The sequence below is a fragment of the Mucilaginibacter polytrichastri genome (genome assembly GCF_001911425.1).
Lineage (GTDB): Bacteria > Bacteroidota > Bacteroidia > Sphingobacteriales > Sphingobacteriaceae > Mucilaginibacter > Mucilaginibacter polytrichastri.
This window is the reverse complement of record NZ_MPPL01000001.1, coordinates 3,480,517-3,497,104: the sequence shown is the minus strand read 5'-3', so window position 1 is coordinate 3,497,104 and position 16,588 is coordinate 3,480,517. Positions and strand designations below refer to the sequence as shown.

Below are 16,588 nucleotides of genomic sequence, written 5' to 3'. Positions count from 1 at the left end.
CTATCGGTTGTAGTAATTGTACTGATTGATCAATTGCAGGCGGCTGATGGTGGTTTGGGTGAAAAGGTTTTTAACCGCGAGGTAGTTATTAATGGCGATGATAAGATCCGAAATTTTAAGGTCACCGGTGCGCATTAGTTCTGTATCTACCTTAATCAGGCTTTCGGTATACCTCATCTGGTCTTTGATTTGCACAATCAGGTTTTCATTTTCTGCAATTTGCTGGCTGTACTGGTCTATTTGCTGGTGATACTGATTGTAAAAAAAAGCTTTGTAGTTTAAACGGGTTTCTTCTTGGAGGCTTAGTTTTTTATACAGGAGTTTGCGCACACCCCCGTCATAAATGGGTACAACGAGGCTAAAGCCCGCGCTGGTGCCAAAATTACGGTAAGCCTGGTAGGTAAGGTCTGAGTTGTAGCCGCCGTCCGCAAATACATTAAGTTTAGGCCGGTAGCTATAATCAACCAGCTTGCGGCTGTTATTTAAGCGCAGGCTATCTAACTTATACTGTTTAAAAAAAACGCTGTTGGCTACCGAAGGTAACACTGCCTTTATAATGCCGGGCTCTGTAAGTTCGGCAAAAGAAGTATCCCTGATGCCGGAGAGATAATTAAGCAGGGCAAAGTCGTTTTTGTATTGTAACCTGCTTTGTGCCAGCTGTAATTGCTGTTGTTGCAGTGTAACTAAAAAAGTAAGATAATCACTTTGGCGATACACGTTTGAGCGGGTTAACTTCTTTAATAAATCTTCTTCCTTACCCAATAGGGCTACAACTTCTTTATTAAATTTGTATTGCTGCAAATCGCCATAGGCGGTAATATATTGGGTAATGATGTTCCTTTTAAGATCTTGTTCAGAGAGGTGAATGATATTGCCCAGCGAGTCGCGCGACAATTGCAGGGCGTAGTATTGCGATTTTAAATAACCATTGCCAACAAAGGTTTTATTGGCGCTTACCAAGGCATCAATACTTTGGCCGTTGGTAATAGCTGTTGAATAACCATAACCCCGAATTACCGGCGCATAGATGCCGCCGCTGTTTACGTTAACCTGTGGTTTTAAGCCAGCCTTTAAACGCAGGCTATCTAACCTCGACGACAGGATCTGGTTACTGAGATCTTTAAGTAAGGGGCTGTTGGTAAGGCTCTGATTTACATAATAGTCTAGCGTATGGTTTTGGGCTGATAGAGACCCATGCAGTAGCAGACAAAAGATATAACTTACAATATATTTCATTTAACTATTAGTAACATAGCGAAGTAAGCGTGCAATTCTGGATTTATTTTGGAATATGTTACAAGATACGTTTCAAAGTTAATCTTTGAAAGAGATGGACATAATATGGTAAAGATCATGATAACGGTAGCTTAACCCAAGCCCATAATTATCACAGATTTGCTTGGATATGGTAAGCCCCAAACCAGTACCTTCTGAGTGAGATGATTTGTTGAACCGCTTAAAAATATCATCGCTGTTTAAGGCGGGATTTTTACCTGTGTTTTTGATCGCCAGCTGGTTATAGTTAAGCGAAATCTCAATAAAACCATGTTGCTGGTTGTGCCTTATTGCATTACTCAACAGGTTATTAAGCAGTACCTCTAAAAGCGATTTACTGATGGTAATGTGTTTATCAGCCAGTTGAGTGGTAACCGTTATGCTTTTATCAGCATAAATTTCCTGAAACTGTGCCAGCAGTAGTTCAATAGTTTCTTTAACGTTTACCTGCTGATGATCATTGATGAGGTTGTTCTCTATTTTCACCAGCAACAACATAGAGCGGTTAAGGCGGGTGAGGCGGGCTACAGATTCATAAAGATCGCCAAGCAATTTGCTTTGCTGCTCACTGAACTGATCGGTTTGCAGCAGGGTATCCAGTTTGGAGTTGATAACGGCAATGGGGGTAAGCAGCTCATGCGAGGCATTCTCGGTGAAAGCCTTTAAATCCTGGTAATCGTTTTTAGCTTTGGCCGACATGGTGACGATAGCACTGTTCAGCTCGTTAAACTCGTCGGTATTGGATGATACGGATGCAATACCTTTTTTATCGGTAATGCTAAACGAACGCAGGTTATTTAATATTACATAAAAAGGTTTCCAAAGGCGGGTAATAGTTAGGCGGTTAATGATAAACAAGCTAACCACCAGCAGCAAGATCACAGCAATGGTAATAGAAAATATGATACGAATGAGGTATTCTGTCTCTACCTTAGATTCAACTACTGAGATCTGGTAATTACTGCCGTTTACTTTTACCGAACTGATGAGCCCCCGGCCCGATTCTGTATCTTTCTCTTCCTGGTTGATAAACGTGGTATCAATAAACCGCCGTGTAACCGGTTCATTAGCTTTACTGAAACTAATCTGCTGATCGTCTGACTTATAAACCTCGGGCAAATTATGATTGAGGCGAACGTGTTCAAAAATTTCATTCTCTTCTACCACCAGGTCTTTATCAACCTGGTTGGTTAAAATAACACTTACCGCTTTGTAGTAGATAATACCCGTAAACAGCATTACAACAACGGTTGTAATAAGGTTAATACGGTTGTATTTGGTAAGCAGCCTCATTTAGTCCGAAAATTTATAACCCATGCCATAAGCGGCGTGGATGTAATCGGTGCTGCCGGCCTCTACTAGTTTCTTCCGCAGATTTTTTATATGCGAATAAATAAAATCGAAGTTATCGGCCATGTCAATCTCATCGCCCCACAAATGCTCGGCAATAGCATTTTTAGATACAACCTTGCCTTTGTTGGCAATAAAATAAAGCAGTAAAGCATATTCTTTACGGGTTAACTTAACCGAGTTTGTGCCTACATTTACAGTCTTTGCCTGTAAATCTATCTCCACCTCATTAAACGTCATAATGTTGTTGCCGTTGTATGATTTACGGCGGATAATGGCTGTTACCCTTGCCCGTAATTCTGATAGATGGAAGGGCTTAACCAGGTAATCGTCTGCACCGAGGTCGAGGCCCTGCAGGCGGTCATCCAGTGAGTTTTTGGCAGAGATAATTAATATACCGTCGTTATGGCCATTGTTTTTCAGATCTTTTAAAATGCTGATACCGTTACCACCAGGGAGGTTTATATCCAGCAAAATACAATCGTACCGGTACATGTTTACCTTAACCATGGCTGATTGATAGTCGACAGCGGTTTCGCAAATATTGCCGGCTTCGGTAAAGTATTCCTGCATGCTTTCGCGCAGGCCCTGTTCATCTTCAACAATTAATAACTTCAAATCACAAATACTAATTTAATCTAAAATTAGGAATTAATATTGTAGAAATTCTGTGTTGTAACTTTAATGAATTGTACAGCAGAAATGTAGTATTAAACAGTTTAGTAATAACTCATTAACCCAATAACCAATATGTGGTGGATCTACGCACTCCTTTCAGCCCTGTTTGCAGCCCTTACAGCCATTTTTGCCAAAGTAGGTATTAAAGGGGTTGATACCAATGTGGCTACGGCCATTCGCACAGTTGTTATATTGATAGTGGCCTGGGGTATTGTGCTGTTTAAGGGCAGCCAGGGTTCCATCGGTACATTAACGCGCAACAACTGGATCTTCATTGTATTATCCGGCTTGGCAACTGGCCTGTCGTGGATCTTTTATTTTAAAGCACTGCAATTGGGCGAGGTATCGCAGGTGGCACCGGTGGATAAACTGAGTGTCGCACTAGCTATTGTACTGTCTATCGTATTTTTAGGCGAGCCGCTGACCTGGAAAAATGCCGTCGGCGCCTTACTCATCATCAGCGGTACACTGGTACTTATATTTTAATTTCTTCAATATAAATCGAATAAGTATCCGTTTACCGTATATTACATGATGAGAAAGAAATTGAACAAACTTTTTTTGTTACTGATGATGCCGCTTTTAATGGTTTCTACCGTTAAAGCGCAGACTAAAAAGCACCTGGCAGTAGGCGATCCTGTACCGGCTTTTAGCCTCACAGATCAGGATGGTAAAGCATTTGATATCAAAAACGAAATCGGCAAACACATCCTGGTGATCTATTTTTACCCGAAAGACGAAAGCATGGTTTGTACCAAAGAGGCCTGCTCTTTCCGCGATAGTTTTAATGATTTTACTAAGGCGGGTGCTAAGGTTATCGGCATTAATTCGGGCACGGTAGCCAGCCATAAAAGTTTTTCAGATCATTACAAATTACCCTTCACGCTGCTAAGCGATCCAGACAATAAGGTGCTGAACAAGTTTAAGGTAAAGGGTATGTGGTTCTTCTCCGGCAGGCAAACTTTTGTAATTGGGTTGGATGGTAAAGTGGCTTTTCAATACAGTGCCATGCTAGAGGGTAAGGAGCATTCTGACCAAGCCTTGCAGTATATTAAATCTGCTAAAAAATAACCCGATGATCACTTTTTTGAAAATCTTATTCAGCGTGGTGCTGGTATGGATGAGCTATATCGTAATAAGCACCTGCCTAAGCCATAACTTATTTAAGGAATGGAGTTACCTCGGCTCTATAGCATGGATGCGCGCTACCTTGTGGGACTTTTATGCCAACGAACTGGTGATCTATGTGTGGATTTGCTACAAGGAAAAAAACTGGGCCTTAAAAATTATGTGGCTGGTGCTGCTCTTTACCTTGGGCAGTATAGGTAGCTGTTTGTTTGTGCTCATCCAGTTATTTAAGCTGGAACCTAACGAGGGTTTAAAAGAATTTTTCGCAAAGCAAAATGGATAATATCCCGGTGTGGCATTTGGTTATTATTAGTTTGATAACCTGTTGCGTAATTATGGGGCTGGTATGGTTATGGGCGCATAAAATCAAAAATGCCGGCGTGGTTGATATCTTCTGGTCGTACAATTTTCCTGTAATTGCTATTATATTGCTGTTGCTGGCACCGGGTTTTGGTACACGGAAAACGATGATCTGCGCCATGGTCATTATTGCCGGGTTTAGGCTGGGCACGCATTTGGCTATCCGCATTGTTAGCCATATTAAGGAAGAGGAGGGGCGCTACCAGCAACTACGCAAAGAATGGGCGCCCAATGCCGAACGCCGTTTCTTCTTTTTCTTCCAGTTTCAGGGCATCTCGAATGTGTTGCTGGCCATTCCGTTTTTTGTGAGTGCTGTAAACCCTGCACCCGGGCTATCCCCGTTTGAATATGCAGGCTTCGCCCTCTGGTTCATCAGCGTAACCGGCGAAACTATAGCCGACCGCCAACTGGCCGCTTTCAAAAAAGATCCTGTCAATAAAGGCAAGGTATGTGATACAGGTTTATGGCACTATTCGCGCCACCCCAATTATTTTTTTGAGTGGCTGATGTGGGTATCCTACTTCGTATTTGCGCTGGGCTCGCCTTATGGGTATCTGGCGGTAATTAGCCCGGCGATAATTTTATACTTGTTGTTAAAGGTAACAGGCATTCCCGCTACCGAAGCGCAATCCCTGCGCTCGAAAGGAGAGGCATTTAAAAAATACCAGGCAAGTACAAGCGTGTTTGTACCGTGGTTTAAGAAGGGTTAAACTTGTTCTGACTCAGGAACACACCCCATCAATGGTAGTGTAATTTGTACGGACAGAAGTTTCCCCTCTCGAGAGGGGATTGCAGTTGCAGTACCTTAGTATTAGCTTAAATAGGGGTGTGTATCTACTTCCCACCAACTTTCTCCCAACAAAAAATCACCTGCTAAAAAATCCGCATCGTTTTAAAACACGTAATCTTATTAAATCCAATACAACCAAGGCCCCATGTGGTACGATAAACTGATAGAACAAAACCAGGTTCCCGACTTTTTGCTGAGGCAGGGAATCCGTAAGCTGTTAAAGCAGCGCTTAGCCGATGAAAATAAAGGCAGCGTTGAAGAGCAGCAAGCCCACCTGATGGCCTTGATCGCTAAACTGAAAGCATCGCCCATTGCCGTAAATACAGCCGATGCCAATGAGCAGCACTATGAGGTGCCAACCGAATTTTATAAATACTGCCTGGGCAAAAACTTAAAGTATTCTTCCGGTTACTGGAAACCGGGCGTTACAGATATCGATACTTCTGAAAAGGATATGCTGGAGCTGAGCTGCCAGCGTGCCGAACTTGAGAACGGGCAGGATGTGTTGGAGCTGGGTTGTGGGTGGGGTTCGTTATCGCTGTATATGTCGGCTAAGTATAAGGGCAGCAGGTTTACGGTGGTATCCAATTCGCGCACGCAGAAAATCTATATCGATGAGCAGGCCCAACTGCGCGGCATTAAAAACCTGACGGTAATTACTGCTGATATAAACGCTTTCAGCATTGACGAAAAGTTTGATAGGGTGGTATCGGTAGAGATGTTTGAACATATGCGTAATTACCAGTTGCTGATGGCTAAGGTGGCTTCGTTTTTAAAGCCACAGGGTAAATTATGGATCCATATTTTTACCCATAAAGAATATGCTTATCTTTTTGAAGTTATTGACGAAACCGACTGGATGAGCAAATATTTTTTTACGGGCGGCATTATGCCCAGCGACGACCTGATGTCGTATTTTAATGATGACCTGGTGGTAGAGAAGCACTGGCATGTAAACGGCACGCACTATGGTAAAACAGCCGAAGCCTGGCTGGCTAATATGGATGCCCATAAAAAAGAAATTATGCCCCTGTTTGAGCAAACTTACGGTAAAACCCAGGCTGTAAAATGGTGGGTGTACTGGCGCCTGTTTTACATGGCCTGTGCCGAACTTTGGAACTTTAACGAGGGTAACGAATGGATTGTAAGCCATTATATTTTCCATAAAACACAAAGATGATCAGGCTTATTTTACTCGTTATTTTATTGCTGTTATCGTTACTGGCAGTGTGTAAAGCACCAGCCTATTATCTGTGGCTGATGGCTATTATGGTAACAGAGTACCCGCTGATATTTGTTGGGATCTCTGTACTGTTAACCTCATGGGGTATCTGGAATATACCATACCGCCTGGCAGGTAATGTTATTGGCATAATAGCCATTGTGCTTTTCTTGTCGCCAATTGTCAGGGCTTACTGGATCTCAAAAAGCCTGAAGCAAGATATGGTGCAATCGCTAAGCGGTGCAGATACTGCACGTGTCAGTTATCCTTACCGCCAGCCGTTTAGTTTAAATAAACTTATTGCATCAGCTCAGCCATCGCAGTTTAAGACACATACTTATGTTAATTACCCCGATATAGCCTTGAAACTCGATTTTTATCAATCAAGGGTTTTGGGTAAACGGCCGGTTGTTATTGTGGTGCATGGCGGCTCGTGGAGCAGCGGCGACAGCCAGCAATTGCCAGAATTAAATGGCTTCCTGGCCGGGCGCGGTTACCATGTGGCTTCTATTAATTATCGTTTAGCACCCCAATACAAAACCCCGGCACCGGTTGAGGATATTGAAAATTGCATCAAATACCTGCGTAAGCATGCCGATAAGTTATATATCGATACCAATAAAATTATTTTGCTGGGCCGTTCGGCAGGCGCGCAAATTGCCTTGCTGGCTGCTTATACCCTGCACGATAAAGCGATTATCGGTGTAATTGATTTTTACGGGCCTGCCGATATGGTTTGGGGATACTCCATACCATCTAATCCGTTGATTATGGATTCGCGCAAGGTAATGGTGAACTACATAGGTGGTAAGTATGAGCAGGTACCTGCTAAATATGTGGCATGCTCTCCGCTGGAGTTTGTGGATAAGCAATCGCCGCCAACATTAATTATCCACGGGTATAACGATGTGCTGGTTGCTTATGAGCATAGCCGTAGGCTCAATGAAAAACTACAGCAAAACGGCATTCAACATTACTGGCTTAAACTACCCTGGGCAACGCACGGCTTCGATTACAATATTAACGGGCCGGGCGGGCAGCTATCAACCTACGCAGTAGAAACTTTTTTAAATACGATAACTCAATAGCTATGCATAAAACCGCAATTATTGGAACCGGTATTGCCGGTATGGGCTGCGGGCACTTTCTGCAAAACACAACCGACCTTACCTTTTACGAGCAGAACGATTATGTTGGCGGCCACACCAATACCGTAACGGTTGATGAAGATGGTAAACCGGTTTACATTGATACCGGGTTTATGGTGTTTAATTACAAAACCTATCCCAACCTTTGCAAGCTATTCAAAGAAATTAATGCGCCTGTTAAAAAAACAGATATGTCTTTCAGTGTGCAGCACGTGCCGAGCGGGTTGGAGTATAGCGGCTCGAGTGTTAATCATTTATTCGCACAGCGCAAGAATATCTTCAGCCCCAAGTACATTAAAATGCTGATGCAGATAGGCAGGTTTAATAAGGAGAGCGTTAAGATCCTCGACGATCCTAAATATGCCAATTACTCTATCGGCCAATATATCCGGGAGTTTAATTTTGGTGAGGAAATGCTGTGGAAGTATTTGGTGCCGATGAGCTCGGCAGTATGGTCTACACCGATGGAGCAGATGCTGGATTTCCCGGCTGTAACGCTGATTCGTTTTTTTCTGAACCATGGCTTTTTAGGCCTCGATACCCAGCACCAATGGTACACGCTGGATAACGGCAGCCAGGCTTACCGCGAAATATTGATTAAGCCTTTTAAAGATAAGATCCATATTAACCGCAAGGCCATCAGGGTATCGCATCAGGATGGTAAGGCCGTTGTACATGCCAGCGACGGCACGCAGGAAGTATTTGACCGGGTGATTATTGCTACGCATGGCGACCAGGCACTGGCCCTGCGGGATGATCCTACAGCGCTGGAGCAAAGCCTGCTTTCTAATTTTAAATACCAGTACAACAAAGCTACCCTACATACCGACGAAAGCATAATGCCCAAAGCTAAACTGGCCTGGGCCAGCTGGAACTATCGTATACAGGAACAAAACGGGCGTTTAGAACCCAGCACCATTTACTGGATGAACCGGTTGCAGCAGGTATCAAACAAAAAGAATTACTTCGTATCTGTTAACCCGCACAATGGGATCGACGAAAAGAAGATTATCAAGGAAATAGATTACGAGCACCCACTTTTTGATGTATCCGCAATTAATGCCCAGGCACAGCTGTATAAGCTTAATGAAACCGGCCCGGTCTATTATTGCGGCAGTTATTTTAAATATGGTTTTCATGAAGATGCCTTTGCCAGCGCAGTGCAGTTATGCTCGCAATTGCTGGGCAAACCTGTTTATGATGATAGTATCATCCGGCCGCCGGTTTAAAGCGTATGTATAGTATGGCAAAAGCCGCTATTAATTCGTGTTTATATAAGGCCAGGGTAATGCACCATCGTTTGGCGCCTAAAGTGCATCGTTTTCACTATGATATCTTTATGTTTTACCTCGATCTGGACGAGATTGACAGCCTTAATAAACGCCTGCGCTGGATGAGCCGGAACCGGTTCAACCTGTTTAACTTTCGGGATCAGGATCATTTACAGCTGCCGAAAGAAAATCCGGATAGATCTAAAAATATTCGCGAGCATATTACCGAATACCTGAAAACACAGGGTGTAAATATCGGCACCGGTCGCATTATGATGCTCACCAATTTATGTACGCTGGGCTACCAGTTTAACCCGGTATCATTTTACTTCTGTTACGATGAGCACGACGAACCGTTTTGCAGCGTGGTAGAAGTGTGCAATACCTACCTGGAGATTAAGCCCTATTTTTTAGGCATGGGTACCCAATACGGGGATAACTTCCGGCTTAACACCACTAAATATTTCTACGTATCGCCGTTTATTGATATGGATACCAATTTTGATTTTAACCTGGAGGTACCCGGCGAAAAATTAAATATTAAGATAGACGATTTTGATAAAGATGGTAACCGCTTTTTCATCAGCACGCTGCAAGGCAAACGGGTGCCGCTTACCGATGCTAAACTGTTGTATTACTTTTTTAGCTTCCCTTTAATTACGTTAAAAGTTATTGGTTTAATTCACTGGCAGGCTTTAAAGTTGTGGTTAAAGAAGCTGCCTTTTCATAGCAAGCAGGCAAATATCCATCTTCAAAAAGGAGTATATCGCCCATATCAGCCTAAATAAGCTAACCGGCAAAAACTTTAGGGTAAACAAAATCCGTAAGTACATAAAATACAGCTTAAAGCCGATAATTATTACCATGCCCAATACATTAACACTTGTAAAGAAAAGCAGTTTCTACCAAAATGTAGTTTTGGAGGTGCTCTCTTCCATGAATAAAGGCCACCTTCATTTAACGCTGCCCGATGGCGAAATGCTTGTTATTGGTAATGGCGAAGGCAATATTTCGGCCCGGATCTCTATTAACGATGAGGATTTTTACAAGCGCATTATTTTATATGGTGATATTGGTTTTGGCGAGGCTTATGTAGACGGATTGTGGGATACCGATAGTGTTACCAGTGTAATTAAATGGATACTGTTAAATATTGAAAATGCGCCTGGTGTATCCGGCAGCAAATCGCAATCAATGGCATTAAACCTGTTAAAATTGTTTAACAAGGTCTGCCAATCTAAAAGGGCTAATACGGTTACCGGATCACGCAAAAATATCTCGGAGCATTATGATCTCAATAATGATTTCTTCGCCAGTTTTCTCGACCCGACTATGACCTACTCTGCCGCTTACTTTTATAAAGAAGGTTTGTCGCTGGAGGAAGCCCAATATGCCAAATACGAGCGCCTTTGCCGCCAACTGCATTTAAAATCAACCGACCATGTGCTGGAAATTGGCAGCGGCTGGGGTGGTAATGCTATTTACATGGCTAAAAACTATGGCTGCAAGGTTACCTCGCTAACGATATCTGAAGAGCAATTGAAGATGGCCCGCGAACGGGTGGAGGCAGCCGGACTAAGCGATAGGGTAGAGATACTGATGAAAGACTATCGCCAGATGGAAGGCCGGTTTGACAAACTGGTATCTGTTGAAATGCTGGAAGCCGTAGGCCATAAATACCTCGACGAATATTTTAAACGCTGCCACGAAATGCTTAAACCCAACGGCATACTGGCCATACAAGTAATTACCAGTCCCGATTCGCGGTATGATAGTTTACGGAAAGGTGTGGATTGGATTCAGAAACATATTTTCCCGGGATCATTGCTTCCATCGGTAGGGGCCATTAACGCGGCCGTTAACCGTACCGGCGATTTAACCCTGGTTGATTTAAAAGACTTGGGCATTGATTACGCAACCACGCTTAAACTATGGCATAACCAGTTTAATGCCAGTTTACAAAATATTAAAGTGCTGGGTTTCGATGATCGCTTTATCCGCAAATGGAACTATTACCTGTGCTATTGCGAAGCCGCATTTGCCATGCGTAACATCAATGTAATGCACTTGGTTTACAGCAGGCCAAATAATATAGAGCGATAGCGAGGAGAGGGAGTAATATAGAAGCAGGAATCGAGAGACAAGAAACAAGATGAGATGGGTAAAATCCTGCCGTTGTTAAAAGTCGAAACTTGCTGGTTAATTCATTTATATAATCAACAATGCGAAGCGACCTGGTTACCGGGTCGCTTCGTTGTTAAATTGCATTTTCCAATACCAGTGTGCCAGTTTGGCAATCAGCTCATCAACTTTTATGGGTTTACCAATATAATCGTCCATGCCGGCGCGCAGGCAATCTTCGCGGTCGCCCTGCATGGTGTTGGCAGTAAGAGCCATAATTACCGGTTGCGTACTTAACGTGTTTCTAATTACCCGGGTAGCCTCCATGCCATCCATTTCGGGCATTTGCACGTCCATTAAAATAATATCGTAGGCTTTACCGGCAGCCATTTTTAATGCAATTGCTCCATCATCGGCAACATCAGCATCGTGGTATCCCAGCTTTTTAAGCACCTGGATCATTACACGCTGGTTAATCTTATTGTCTTCGGCAATTAAGATTTTAAGGGGATTGCTTTTGGCAAATTCACCGGATATTTTTTGTCCGGCTGCTTCATCTTTTGCAGGCACGTCGTTACTGCCCTTTAAAGCATCTGAGATATGTTTGCTTAAAATATATTCTTTAACAGGTTTAGTAAGTATAGATGTATATAAACCCGGTTTTTGAAGCTGGCTTTGGTCGCATACCGAGCTTAGCAACAATACTGGGATATTGGCATTTAGTTTTTTAATTTCTTCGGTAAGCCGGTGTCCATCCATGTCAGGCATGTTAAAATCGGTAATCACCAGGTCGAAGTCGCCCTGCTTAAATTCTGATAAACCCTCTGTGCTGCCATTGGCTATAACGGGTACCAGTTTCCATTTTTCCATCTGCTTTTTCAAGATGGTAAGGTTGGTGGCATTATCATCAACCACCAGCACCTTGCGGCCTGCAAAGGCGCTCATATTATATTGTGTATACGGGGTTAATACCCTTCTGCCAATAGTAGTGTGTATGGTAAAAATAAAGGTAGAGCCTTCGTTTGGTTTACTCTCTACACTCATGGTACCTTTCATCATTTTAACCAGTTTCTCTGATATTACCAGGCCCAGCCCAGTGCCGCCATAACGGCGCGTAGTTGATGAGTCGCCTTGAGAAAATGCTTTGAATAGTCGCTGCAGCTTTTCTTCGCTGATGCCAATGCCTGTGTCGCGCACTTCAAACTGCAGGGTCATGGAATTATCGTGGAAAATGCCCACCTTTTTTACGGTTACAAACACCTCGCCCTGCTCGGTAAATTTAAGTGCGTTGCCTAGCAGGTTGGTTAATATTTGTTGCAGGCGGGTTTTATCGCCCACAATTTGCAGGGGTACATCATCTTCAATCAGGTAACCTACTTCTATGCTTTTTTGCCCGGCTGTGGTGCTGCATATATCCAGTACATCTTCAATACAACTGCGCAGGTCGAGGTCGAAAATATCGAGCTCCATGCTGCCTGCTTCAATTTTAGAATAGTCTAATATATCATTAATTACAACCAGCAGGTTTTCGCCGCTGGCGGTTATGGTATCGGTATATAAGCGTTGCTGCTCGCTTAGTGGGGTGTCTGACAAGAGGTATGACATCCCTATAACCCCGTTCATCGGTGTTCTTATCTCGTGGCTCATGGTGGCCAAAAAGGTGCTTTTGGCCTGGTTGGCGCGTTCGGCCTCCAGCAATGCCTTCTCGGTTTGGCGGTGGGCTGTTTCTTCGGCTTCGCGGGCATTGTCTGCATCCAGGCGACTTTGCTCGGCCAGTAACTTGGATGCCATTAATTCATCATTAATCTTTTCAAGATCCTGCATGTAGGCCTTCATTACGCTCTCGTTGCGTTTTCTTTCCTCGTGCAGTTCCGATTCTTTTTGAAAACTACCAATTTTAATAGTCTGCCTGATCTGGATATCCCCGTACTTATCTAACTGGTATGCCCACAAACCGCATACAAAATAAATAACCACGGTAAGCACAAGGTGTATAACTAATGTGCCAAAATCATAATAAGGGAGTTGCGAAAAGTAGATACCATCTACCCCCATGTGTTGTAAATAACTAAATACAATATGGTGTACAGCCACAACAATAAACATGGGTAGCTGCAATTTCCAGTTTTGATAGGTGATAAGCATTGCACTGCCTATAAATGCAAAAAAGTGCATCTCGAACATACCGTGCATCTGGTAAATAAACAGTGCCATAAAAAAGCCCAGCACGGCGCTCATTACATATTGGTACAGATCTGATTTTGGCAGTGCCAGCTTTACCGAGTAATAAGCAAGCAACAAAACGCCGGTCACAGACAAAGCCATAAACCAGGTTTCATAAAATATGGCAAAAAATAATGCGGCGGCAGCATAGCAAAACAGAAAATAATCCATCAGCCTGTCAGACCGTTTGTTTACCTGTTGCTTAAGACGTTGTTTTTGTAATAAAAAATCTGGGTCCAGGTTGTTTGTTGTCATATCAATCATTCAGAAAGTTGGCATCCGTATGCCTTGGTAGCTAAAAAGTCTGTACTGCTGTTTGTCCTTTTGTTTACCAGGTCATCAAGTGCCTGGCGGGCATAAGCGGTTTGTGTATCTGTACAATATCTGCTGCGATTATAGTTTCCACGATAAAACAGTTTTTTATCACTATTTATAATTACAGCTTGTGGTGTTGAGTATACGCCGCATATAACTGCCAGTGCCGGATCATGTATAACGGGTATGCTCAGTTCAAATTTACGTTGAATTGCTTTAGCATCAAACGGTTGTGCAGATATTACGATAATTGCAAAATTTACCCTGTTGCTGTACTTAAGTGCTATTTCTTTAAAATGCTTAATATTAAACCTTGAGCATGGGCAATCCGGGTTAAAAAAGTGAAGGAAAACGGGTTTATTATTATTGAAGCTTAGCTGTTGATCTAATTTAACGTATTGCCCATTTTTAATTGCGTTATAATGCGGAGGTATTGGGGTTGGTAAGTTGTATCTGTATTCGTTGTACCAGAACAGGCTACATAGCAAAGCCGTAAGTGAGATCAACCAGGTGGCGATCAATGTATTTTTCATTTGTTTATTACAATAAATTTAACCTATAGATAATCCCTTAATGTTTGATTAATAATAGCTGGGTATATATCGGGTTGGTTAATATATAAGCTTATTTTAAATCAAAGTGTTGATTATCAGCAGAAAATGTTAAAGTTATTTAAAAAATATATAGCGAAAAACCGTTGAAGTGCTATTAAACACAAGGGTTGTGATTTAATACTTATGGCTGCAATTACTTTACTTTAAGTAGTGATTTTTAGCCGGAGATTTTATTTGGGGGAGGATATTTAACAAAAGAGCAACCCATTTGAGTTGCTGTTTTATTGATTGAAAAATTGTTTTTAAGCTTTTTTTGCCTTGGCAGCTTTTTTCTCAGCTTTCTTTTCTTTTTTCTCTGCCTTTAAAGCTTCATAGCCTGTTTTCTGGCTGGCGGTAAAAACAGCGTTTAGCTTAGCATCGGTTTGTTTGGCGATAGCTTCCTTTTGCTGTTTTTCATCTTTAGGTTTGGCTTTTTTTAACTTATCAGCCGCTGTTGCCTGTGTAAGCATAATGGCTTTTACCTTTGCGGTTTGGTCTGCCGTAAGGTTTAGTTTTTTCTTTAGTGTTTCTGTTTTTTGTGTTGCTTTTTGCTCAGGTGTTTTATCGCCCTTGGCATAAGTTAAAGTGCTTAATCCTGTTGCAAGGAATAATATTAAAATCAGTCGTTTCATCTTAATTGTTTTTTAGTATGAACACAAGCTAGCACTTAAGGTTTAATCTACCATATATATTATTATATTTTTACCTGTTTATTAAACTACTAATATCGTTTAGGTAATACTGAATCCAGAAGCTTACCATGAAACCTTACTGAATAATCGTTTCAAACAGGCTGATCTTTTACCCCGAAAACCTTATCTGAAAAAATATTAAACGGCAGTTTGCAATGGCCTTGCTATGCGTTTACCCCTCTTCGTTTTTCTGCGTTTACCCAGCCATATCAACAGGCCCGAAATTGGCAGGCTGGCTGTAAACAAACTCACAATTAAAGCTAATACCTTACCCGGCCAGCCCAACAGGCTGCCTGTATGTGCAGGTGTTATCATTTTGCGTATTTTGGCCCCAGTTGTTAGTTTCTCAAAGGGTACTTTCTTTAGCAGACTACCATTTTTGGCATCGAAATAAGCCATATCCGATGAGGCTATCACTGCGTTTGTATTTTCTTTGGTTACGGTAATAGCTTGCGATGGCTTAGGCGGAATAGTAATACCAATAAAACCTTCCCCCGGATAAATCTGGTTGGTTTGCTGTATAATATCCTGGTAAATACCCGCCTTAATTTCTTTACCTTTTGACGGGCTTTTTACTTTGGCTTCTTTAGCCATTTTGCCGTCGGCCATTTTCAGTATGGTATTCTCCAGCCAATCATAGCTCATCACTAAGCCTGTAAAAGTAACTACTAGTAAGAATATCGACAGGTAAAAACCAGTTACAGCATGCAAATCCCAATTAAGGCGTTTGCCCGATGCATTCCATTTAATTTTGAAGCGCTGTTTCATAGCGCTTTTATTAGCAGGCCACCATAATACCAACCCGCTGATGGTTAAAAAGAAACATATAGCGCATGATATACCGGTAATTATTTTGCCGGTATCGCCCAACAGTAAAAACCTGTGTAGTCCGCGTACCTGTTGAAAAAACTTTTTGGTATAAACACCTTTATAAAGTATTTGCCCGTTATATGGGTTAACGTATACTAATTTAACGCCTTTACTACCGTCGCCTTTTGCACCTACACGCACCTCTATGCTGCGGTTGGCTTCGGCGCGTACAATTACACGGCTTACCTTTTGCCCGGCACAAGCATTTTGTGCCAGGGTAATTACACTATCTAAAGGTAAACGCTGGCCAACCGGCTTTACTACATGATAATGGTTGAAAAAAATGGGCTCCAGTTCGGCTTCAAAAGCCAATAGTGTACCGGTTAAGGCAACAATTACAAGGATAATACCAGATGCCAGGCCTAACCAAAGGTGTAACCAGTTGGTGATGGATTTGAAGGTGGTTTTCTTAGTGCTCATTTTGATAATCAGTGTGGGCTTGATAATCTTATTAACTATTTAATTTTAAAGGTCATGCTAACCGAAACGCGGGCCGGGTTTTGCGGGGCCAAACGGAACGACCAGTATTTTTGATTTGTAAGGTTATCTACC

The 16,588-nt window shown here is 42.3% G+C and carries 16 protein-coding genes; 9 read left to right on the top strand and 7 right to left on the bottom strand.

What is annotated here, in order from left to right; genetic code table 11:
- The 3 genes from RG47T_RS14775 to RG47T_RS14765 all read right to left on the bottom strand — a co-directional run bounded on the left by RG47T_RS14775 (position 1) and on the right by RG47T_RS14765 (position 3,243).
- Positions 1-1,236, bottom strand: coding sequence for a TolC family protein (locus RG47T_RS14775; RefSeq protein ID WP_074490184.1), 1,236 nt, complete (start codon positions 1,234-1,236; stop codon positions 1-3).
- Positions 1,237-1,314: 78 nt separating this feature from the next.
- A complete protein-coding gene (locus RG47T_RS14770) occupies positions 1,315-2,568 on the bottom strand; it encodes a sensor histidine kinase (protein ID WP_074490183.1) in 1,254 nt (417 codons plus the stop codon).
- Positions 2,569-3,243, bottom strand: coding sequence for a response regulator transcription factor (locus RG47T_RS14765; protein WP_074490182.1), 675 nt, complete (start codon positions 3,241-3,243; stop codon positions 2,569-2,571). It abuts the gene before it with no gap.
- A gap of 132 nt (positions 3,244-3,375) precedes the next feature.
- Between RG47T_RS14765 and RG47T_RS14760 the strand changes: the two genes are divergently transcribed.
- The 9 genes from RG47T_RS14760 to RG47T_RS14720 all read left to right on the top strand — a co-directional run bounded on the left by RG47T_RS14760 (position 3,376) and on the right by RG47T_RS14720 (position 11,325).
- The gene (locus RG47T_RS14760; protein WP_074490181.1) at positions 3,376-3,789 is read left to right on the top strand and encodes an EamA family transporter; all 414 of its coding nucleotides are present in this window, start codon (positions 3,376-3,378) and stop codon (positions 3,787-3,789) included.
- 45 nt (positions 3,790-3,834) lie between these two features.
- Positions 3,835-4,374, top strand: a complete 540-nt coding sequence (locus RG47T_RS14755) for a peroxiredoxin (protein ID WP_245770820.1) — start codon at positions 3,835-3,837, stop codon at positions 4,372-4,374.
- A gap of 4 nt (positions 4,375-4,378) precedes the next feature.
- The gene (locus RG47T_RS14750; protein WP_074490180.1) at positions 4,379-4,714 is read left to right on the top strand and encodes a DUF1475 family protein; all 336 of its coding nucleotides are present in this window, start codon (positions 4,379-4,381) and stop codon (positions 4,712-4,714) included.
- Entirely contained in the window at positions 4,707-5,501 is a 795-nt protein-coding gene (locus RG47T_RS14745; RefSeq protein WP_074490179.1) for a DUF1295 domain-containing protein, read from the top strand. The genes RG47T_RS14750 and RG47T_RS14745 overlap by 8 nt, the downstream gene beginning before the upstream one ends.
- 225 nt (positions 5,502-5,726) lie before the next feature.
- Positions 5,727-6,761: an SAM-dependent methyltransferase gene (locus RG47T_RS14740; protein ID WP_074490178.1), complete on the top strand. Its 1,035-nt coding sequence runs from the start codon at positions 5,727-5,729 to the stop codon at positions 6,759-6,761.
- Positions 6,758-7,891 carry an alpha/beta hydrolase gene (locus RG47T_RS14735; RefSeq protein WP_074490177.1) on the top strand — a complete coding sequence of 378 codons (1,134 nt, stop codon included), beginning with the start codon at positions 6,758-6,760 and terminating at the stop codon, positions 7,889-7,891. Before RG47T_RS14740 ends, RG47T_RS14735 begins: the two co-directional genes overlap by 4 nt.
- Before the next feature lie 2 nt (positions 7,892-7,893).
- A complete protein-coding gene (locus RG47T_RS14730) occupies positions 7,894-9,180 on the top strand; it encodes an NAD(P)/FAD-dependent oxidoreductase (protein ID WP_074490176.1) in 1,287 nt (428 codons plus the stop codon).
- A 14-nt stretch (positions 9,181-9,194) separates the two neighbouring features.
- Positions 9,195-10,010 (top strand): DUF1365 domain-containing protein, encoded by an 816-nt coding sequence (locus tag RG47T_RS14725; RefSeq protein WP_074490175.1) that lies wholly within the window; start codon positions 9,195-9,197, stop codon positions 10,008-10,010.
- 76 nt (positions 10,011-10,086) lie between these two features.
- Positions 10,087-11,325 carry an SAM-dependent methyltransferase gene (locus tag RG47T_RS14720; RefSeq protein ID WP_083627419.1) on the top strand — a complete coding sequence of 413 codons (1,239 nt, stop codon included), beginning with the start codon at positions 10,087-10,089 and terminating at the stop codon, positions 11,323-11,325.
- Between the two features lie 135 nt (positions 11,326-11,460).
- Here RG47T_RS14720 and RG47T_RS14715 read toward each other — a convergent pair whose 3' ends face one another.
- The 4 genes from RG47T_RS14715 to RG47T_RS14700 all read right to left on the bottom strand — a co-directional run bounded on the left by RG47T_RS14715 (position 11,461) and on the right by RG47T_RS14700 (position 16,456).
- Entirely contained in the window at positions 11,461-13,821 is a 2,361-nt protein-coding gene (locus RG47T_RS14715) for a response regulator (protein ID WP_171972537.1), read from the bottom strand.
- A 5-nt stretch (positions 13,822-13,826) separates the two neighbouring features.
- Positions 13,827-14,414: a DUF6436 domain-containing protein gene (locus tag RG47T_RS14710; protein ID WP_074490173.1), complete on the bottom strand. Its 588-nt coding sequence runs from the start codon at positions 14,412-14,414 to the stop codon at positions 13,827-13,829.
- A 323-nt stretch (positions 14,415-14,737) separates the two neighbouring features.
- Positions 14,738-15,106: a hypothetical protein gene (locus tag RG47T_RS14705; protein ID WP_074490172.1), complete on the bottom strand. Its 369-nt coding sequence runs from the start codon at positions 15,104-15,106 to the stop codon at positions 14,738-14,740.
- Between the two features lie 198 nt (positions 15,107-15,304).
- The gene (locus tag RG47T_RS14700; RefSeq protein ID WP_074490171.1) at positions 15,305-16,456 is read right to left on the bottom strand and encodes a PepSY-associated TM helix domain-containing protein; all 1,152 of its coding nucleotides are present in this window, start codon (positions 16,454-16,456) and stop codon (positions 15,305-15,307) included.
- Positions 16,457-16,588: the final 132 nt, after the last annotated feature.

Coding starts and splice junctions, on each gene's coding strand:
- RG47T_RS14775 (WP_074490184.1), bottom strand. CDS start 1,236: ATGAAATATATTGTAAGTTATATCTTTTGTCTGCTACTGCATGGGTCT.
- RG47T_RS14770 (WP_074490183.1), bottom strand. CDS start 2,568: ATGAGGCTGCTTACCAAATACAACCGTATTAACCTTATTACAACCGTT.
- RG47T_RS14760 (WP_074490181.1), top strand. CDS start 3,376: ATGTGGTGGATCTACGCACTCCTTTCAGCCCTGTTTGCAGCCCTTACA.
- RG47T_RS14755 (WP_245770820.1), top strand. CDS start 3,835: ATGATGAGAAAGAAATTGAACAAACTTTTTTTGTTACTGATGATGCCG.
- RG47T_RS14750 (WP_074490180.1), top strand. CDS start 4,379: ATGATCACTTTTTTGAAAATCTTATTCAGCGTGGTGCTGGTATGGATG.
- RG47T_RS14745 (WP_074490179.1), top strand. CDS start 4,707: ATGGATAATATCCCGGTGTGGCATTTGGTTATTATTAGTTTGATAACC.
- RG47T_RS14740 (WP_074490178.1), top strand. CDS start 5,727: ATGTGGTACGATAAACTGATAGAACAAAACCAGGTTCCCGACTTTTTG.
- RG47T_RS14735 (WP_074490177.1), top strand. CDS start 6,758: ATGATCAGGCTTATTTTACTCGTTATTTTATTGCTGTTATCGTTACTG.
- RG47T_RS14730 (WP_074490176.1), top strand. CDS start 7,894: ATGCATAAAACCGCAATTATTGGAACCGGTATTGCCGGTATGGGCTGC.
- RG47T_RS14725 (WP_074490175.1), top strand. CDS start 9,195: ATGGCAAAAGCCGCTATTAATTCGTGTTTATATAAGGCCAGGGTAATG.
- RG47T_RS14720 (WP_083627419.1), top strand. CDS start 10,087: ATGCCCAATACATTAACACTTGTAAAGAAAAGCAGTTTCTACCAAAAT.
- RG47T_RS14715 (WP_171972537.1), bottom strand. CDS start 13,821: ATGACAACAAACAACCTGGACCCAGATTTTTTATTACAAAAACAACGT.
- RG47T_RS14710 (WP_074490173.1), bottom strand. CDS start 14,414: ATGAAAAATACATTGATCGCCACCTGGTTGATCTCACTTACGGCTTTG.
- RG47T_RS14705 (WP_074490172.1), bottom strand. CDS start 15,106: ATGAAACGACTGATTTTAATATTATTCCTTGCAACAGGATTAAGCACT.
- RG47T_RS14700 (WP_074490171.1), bottom strand. CDS start 16,456: ATGAGCACTAAGAAAACCACCTTCAAATCCATCACCAACTGGTTACAC.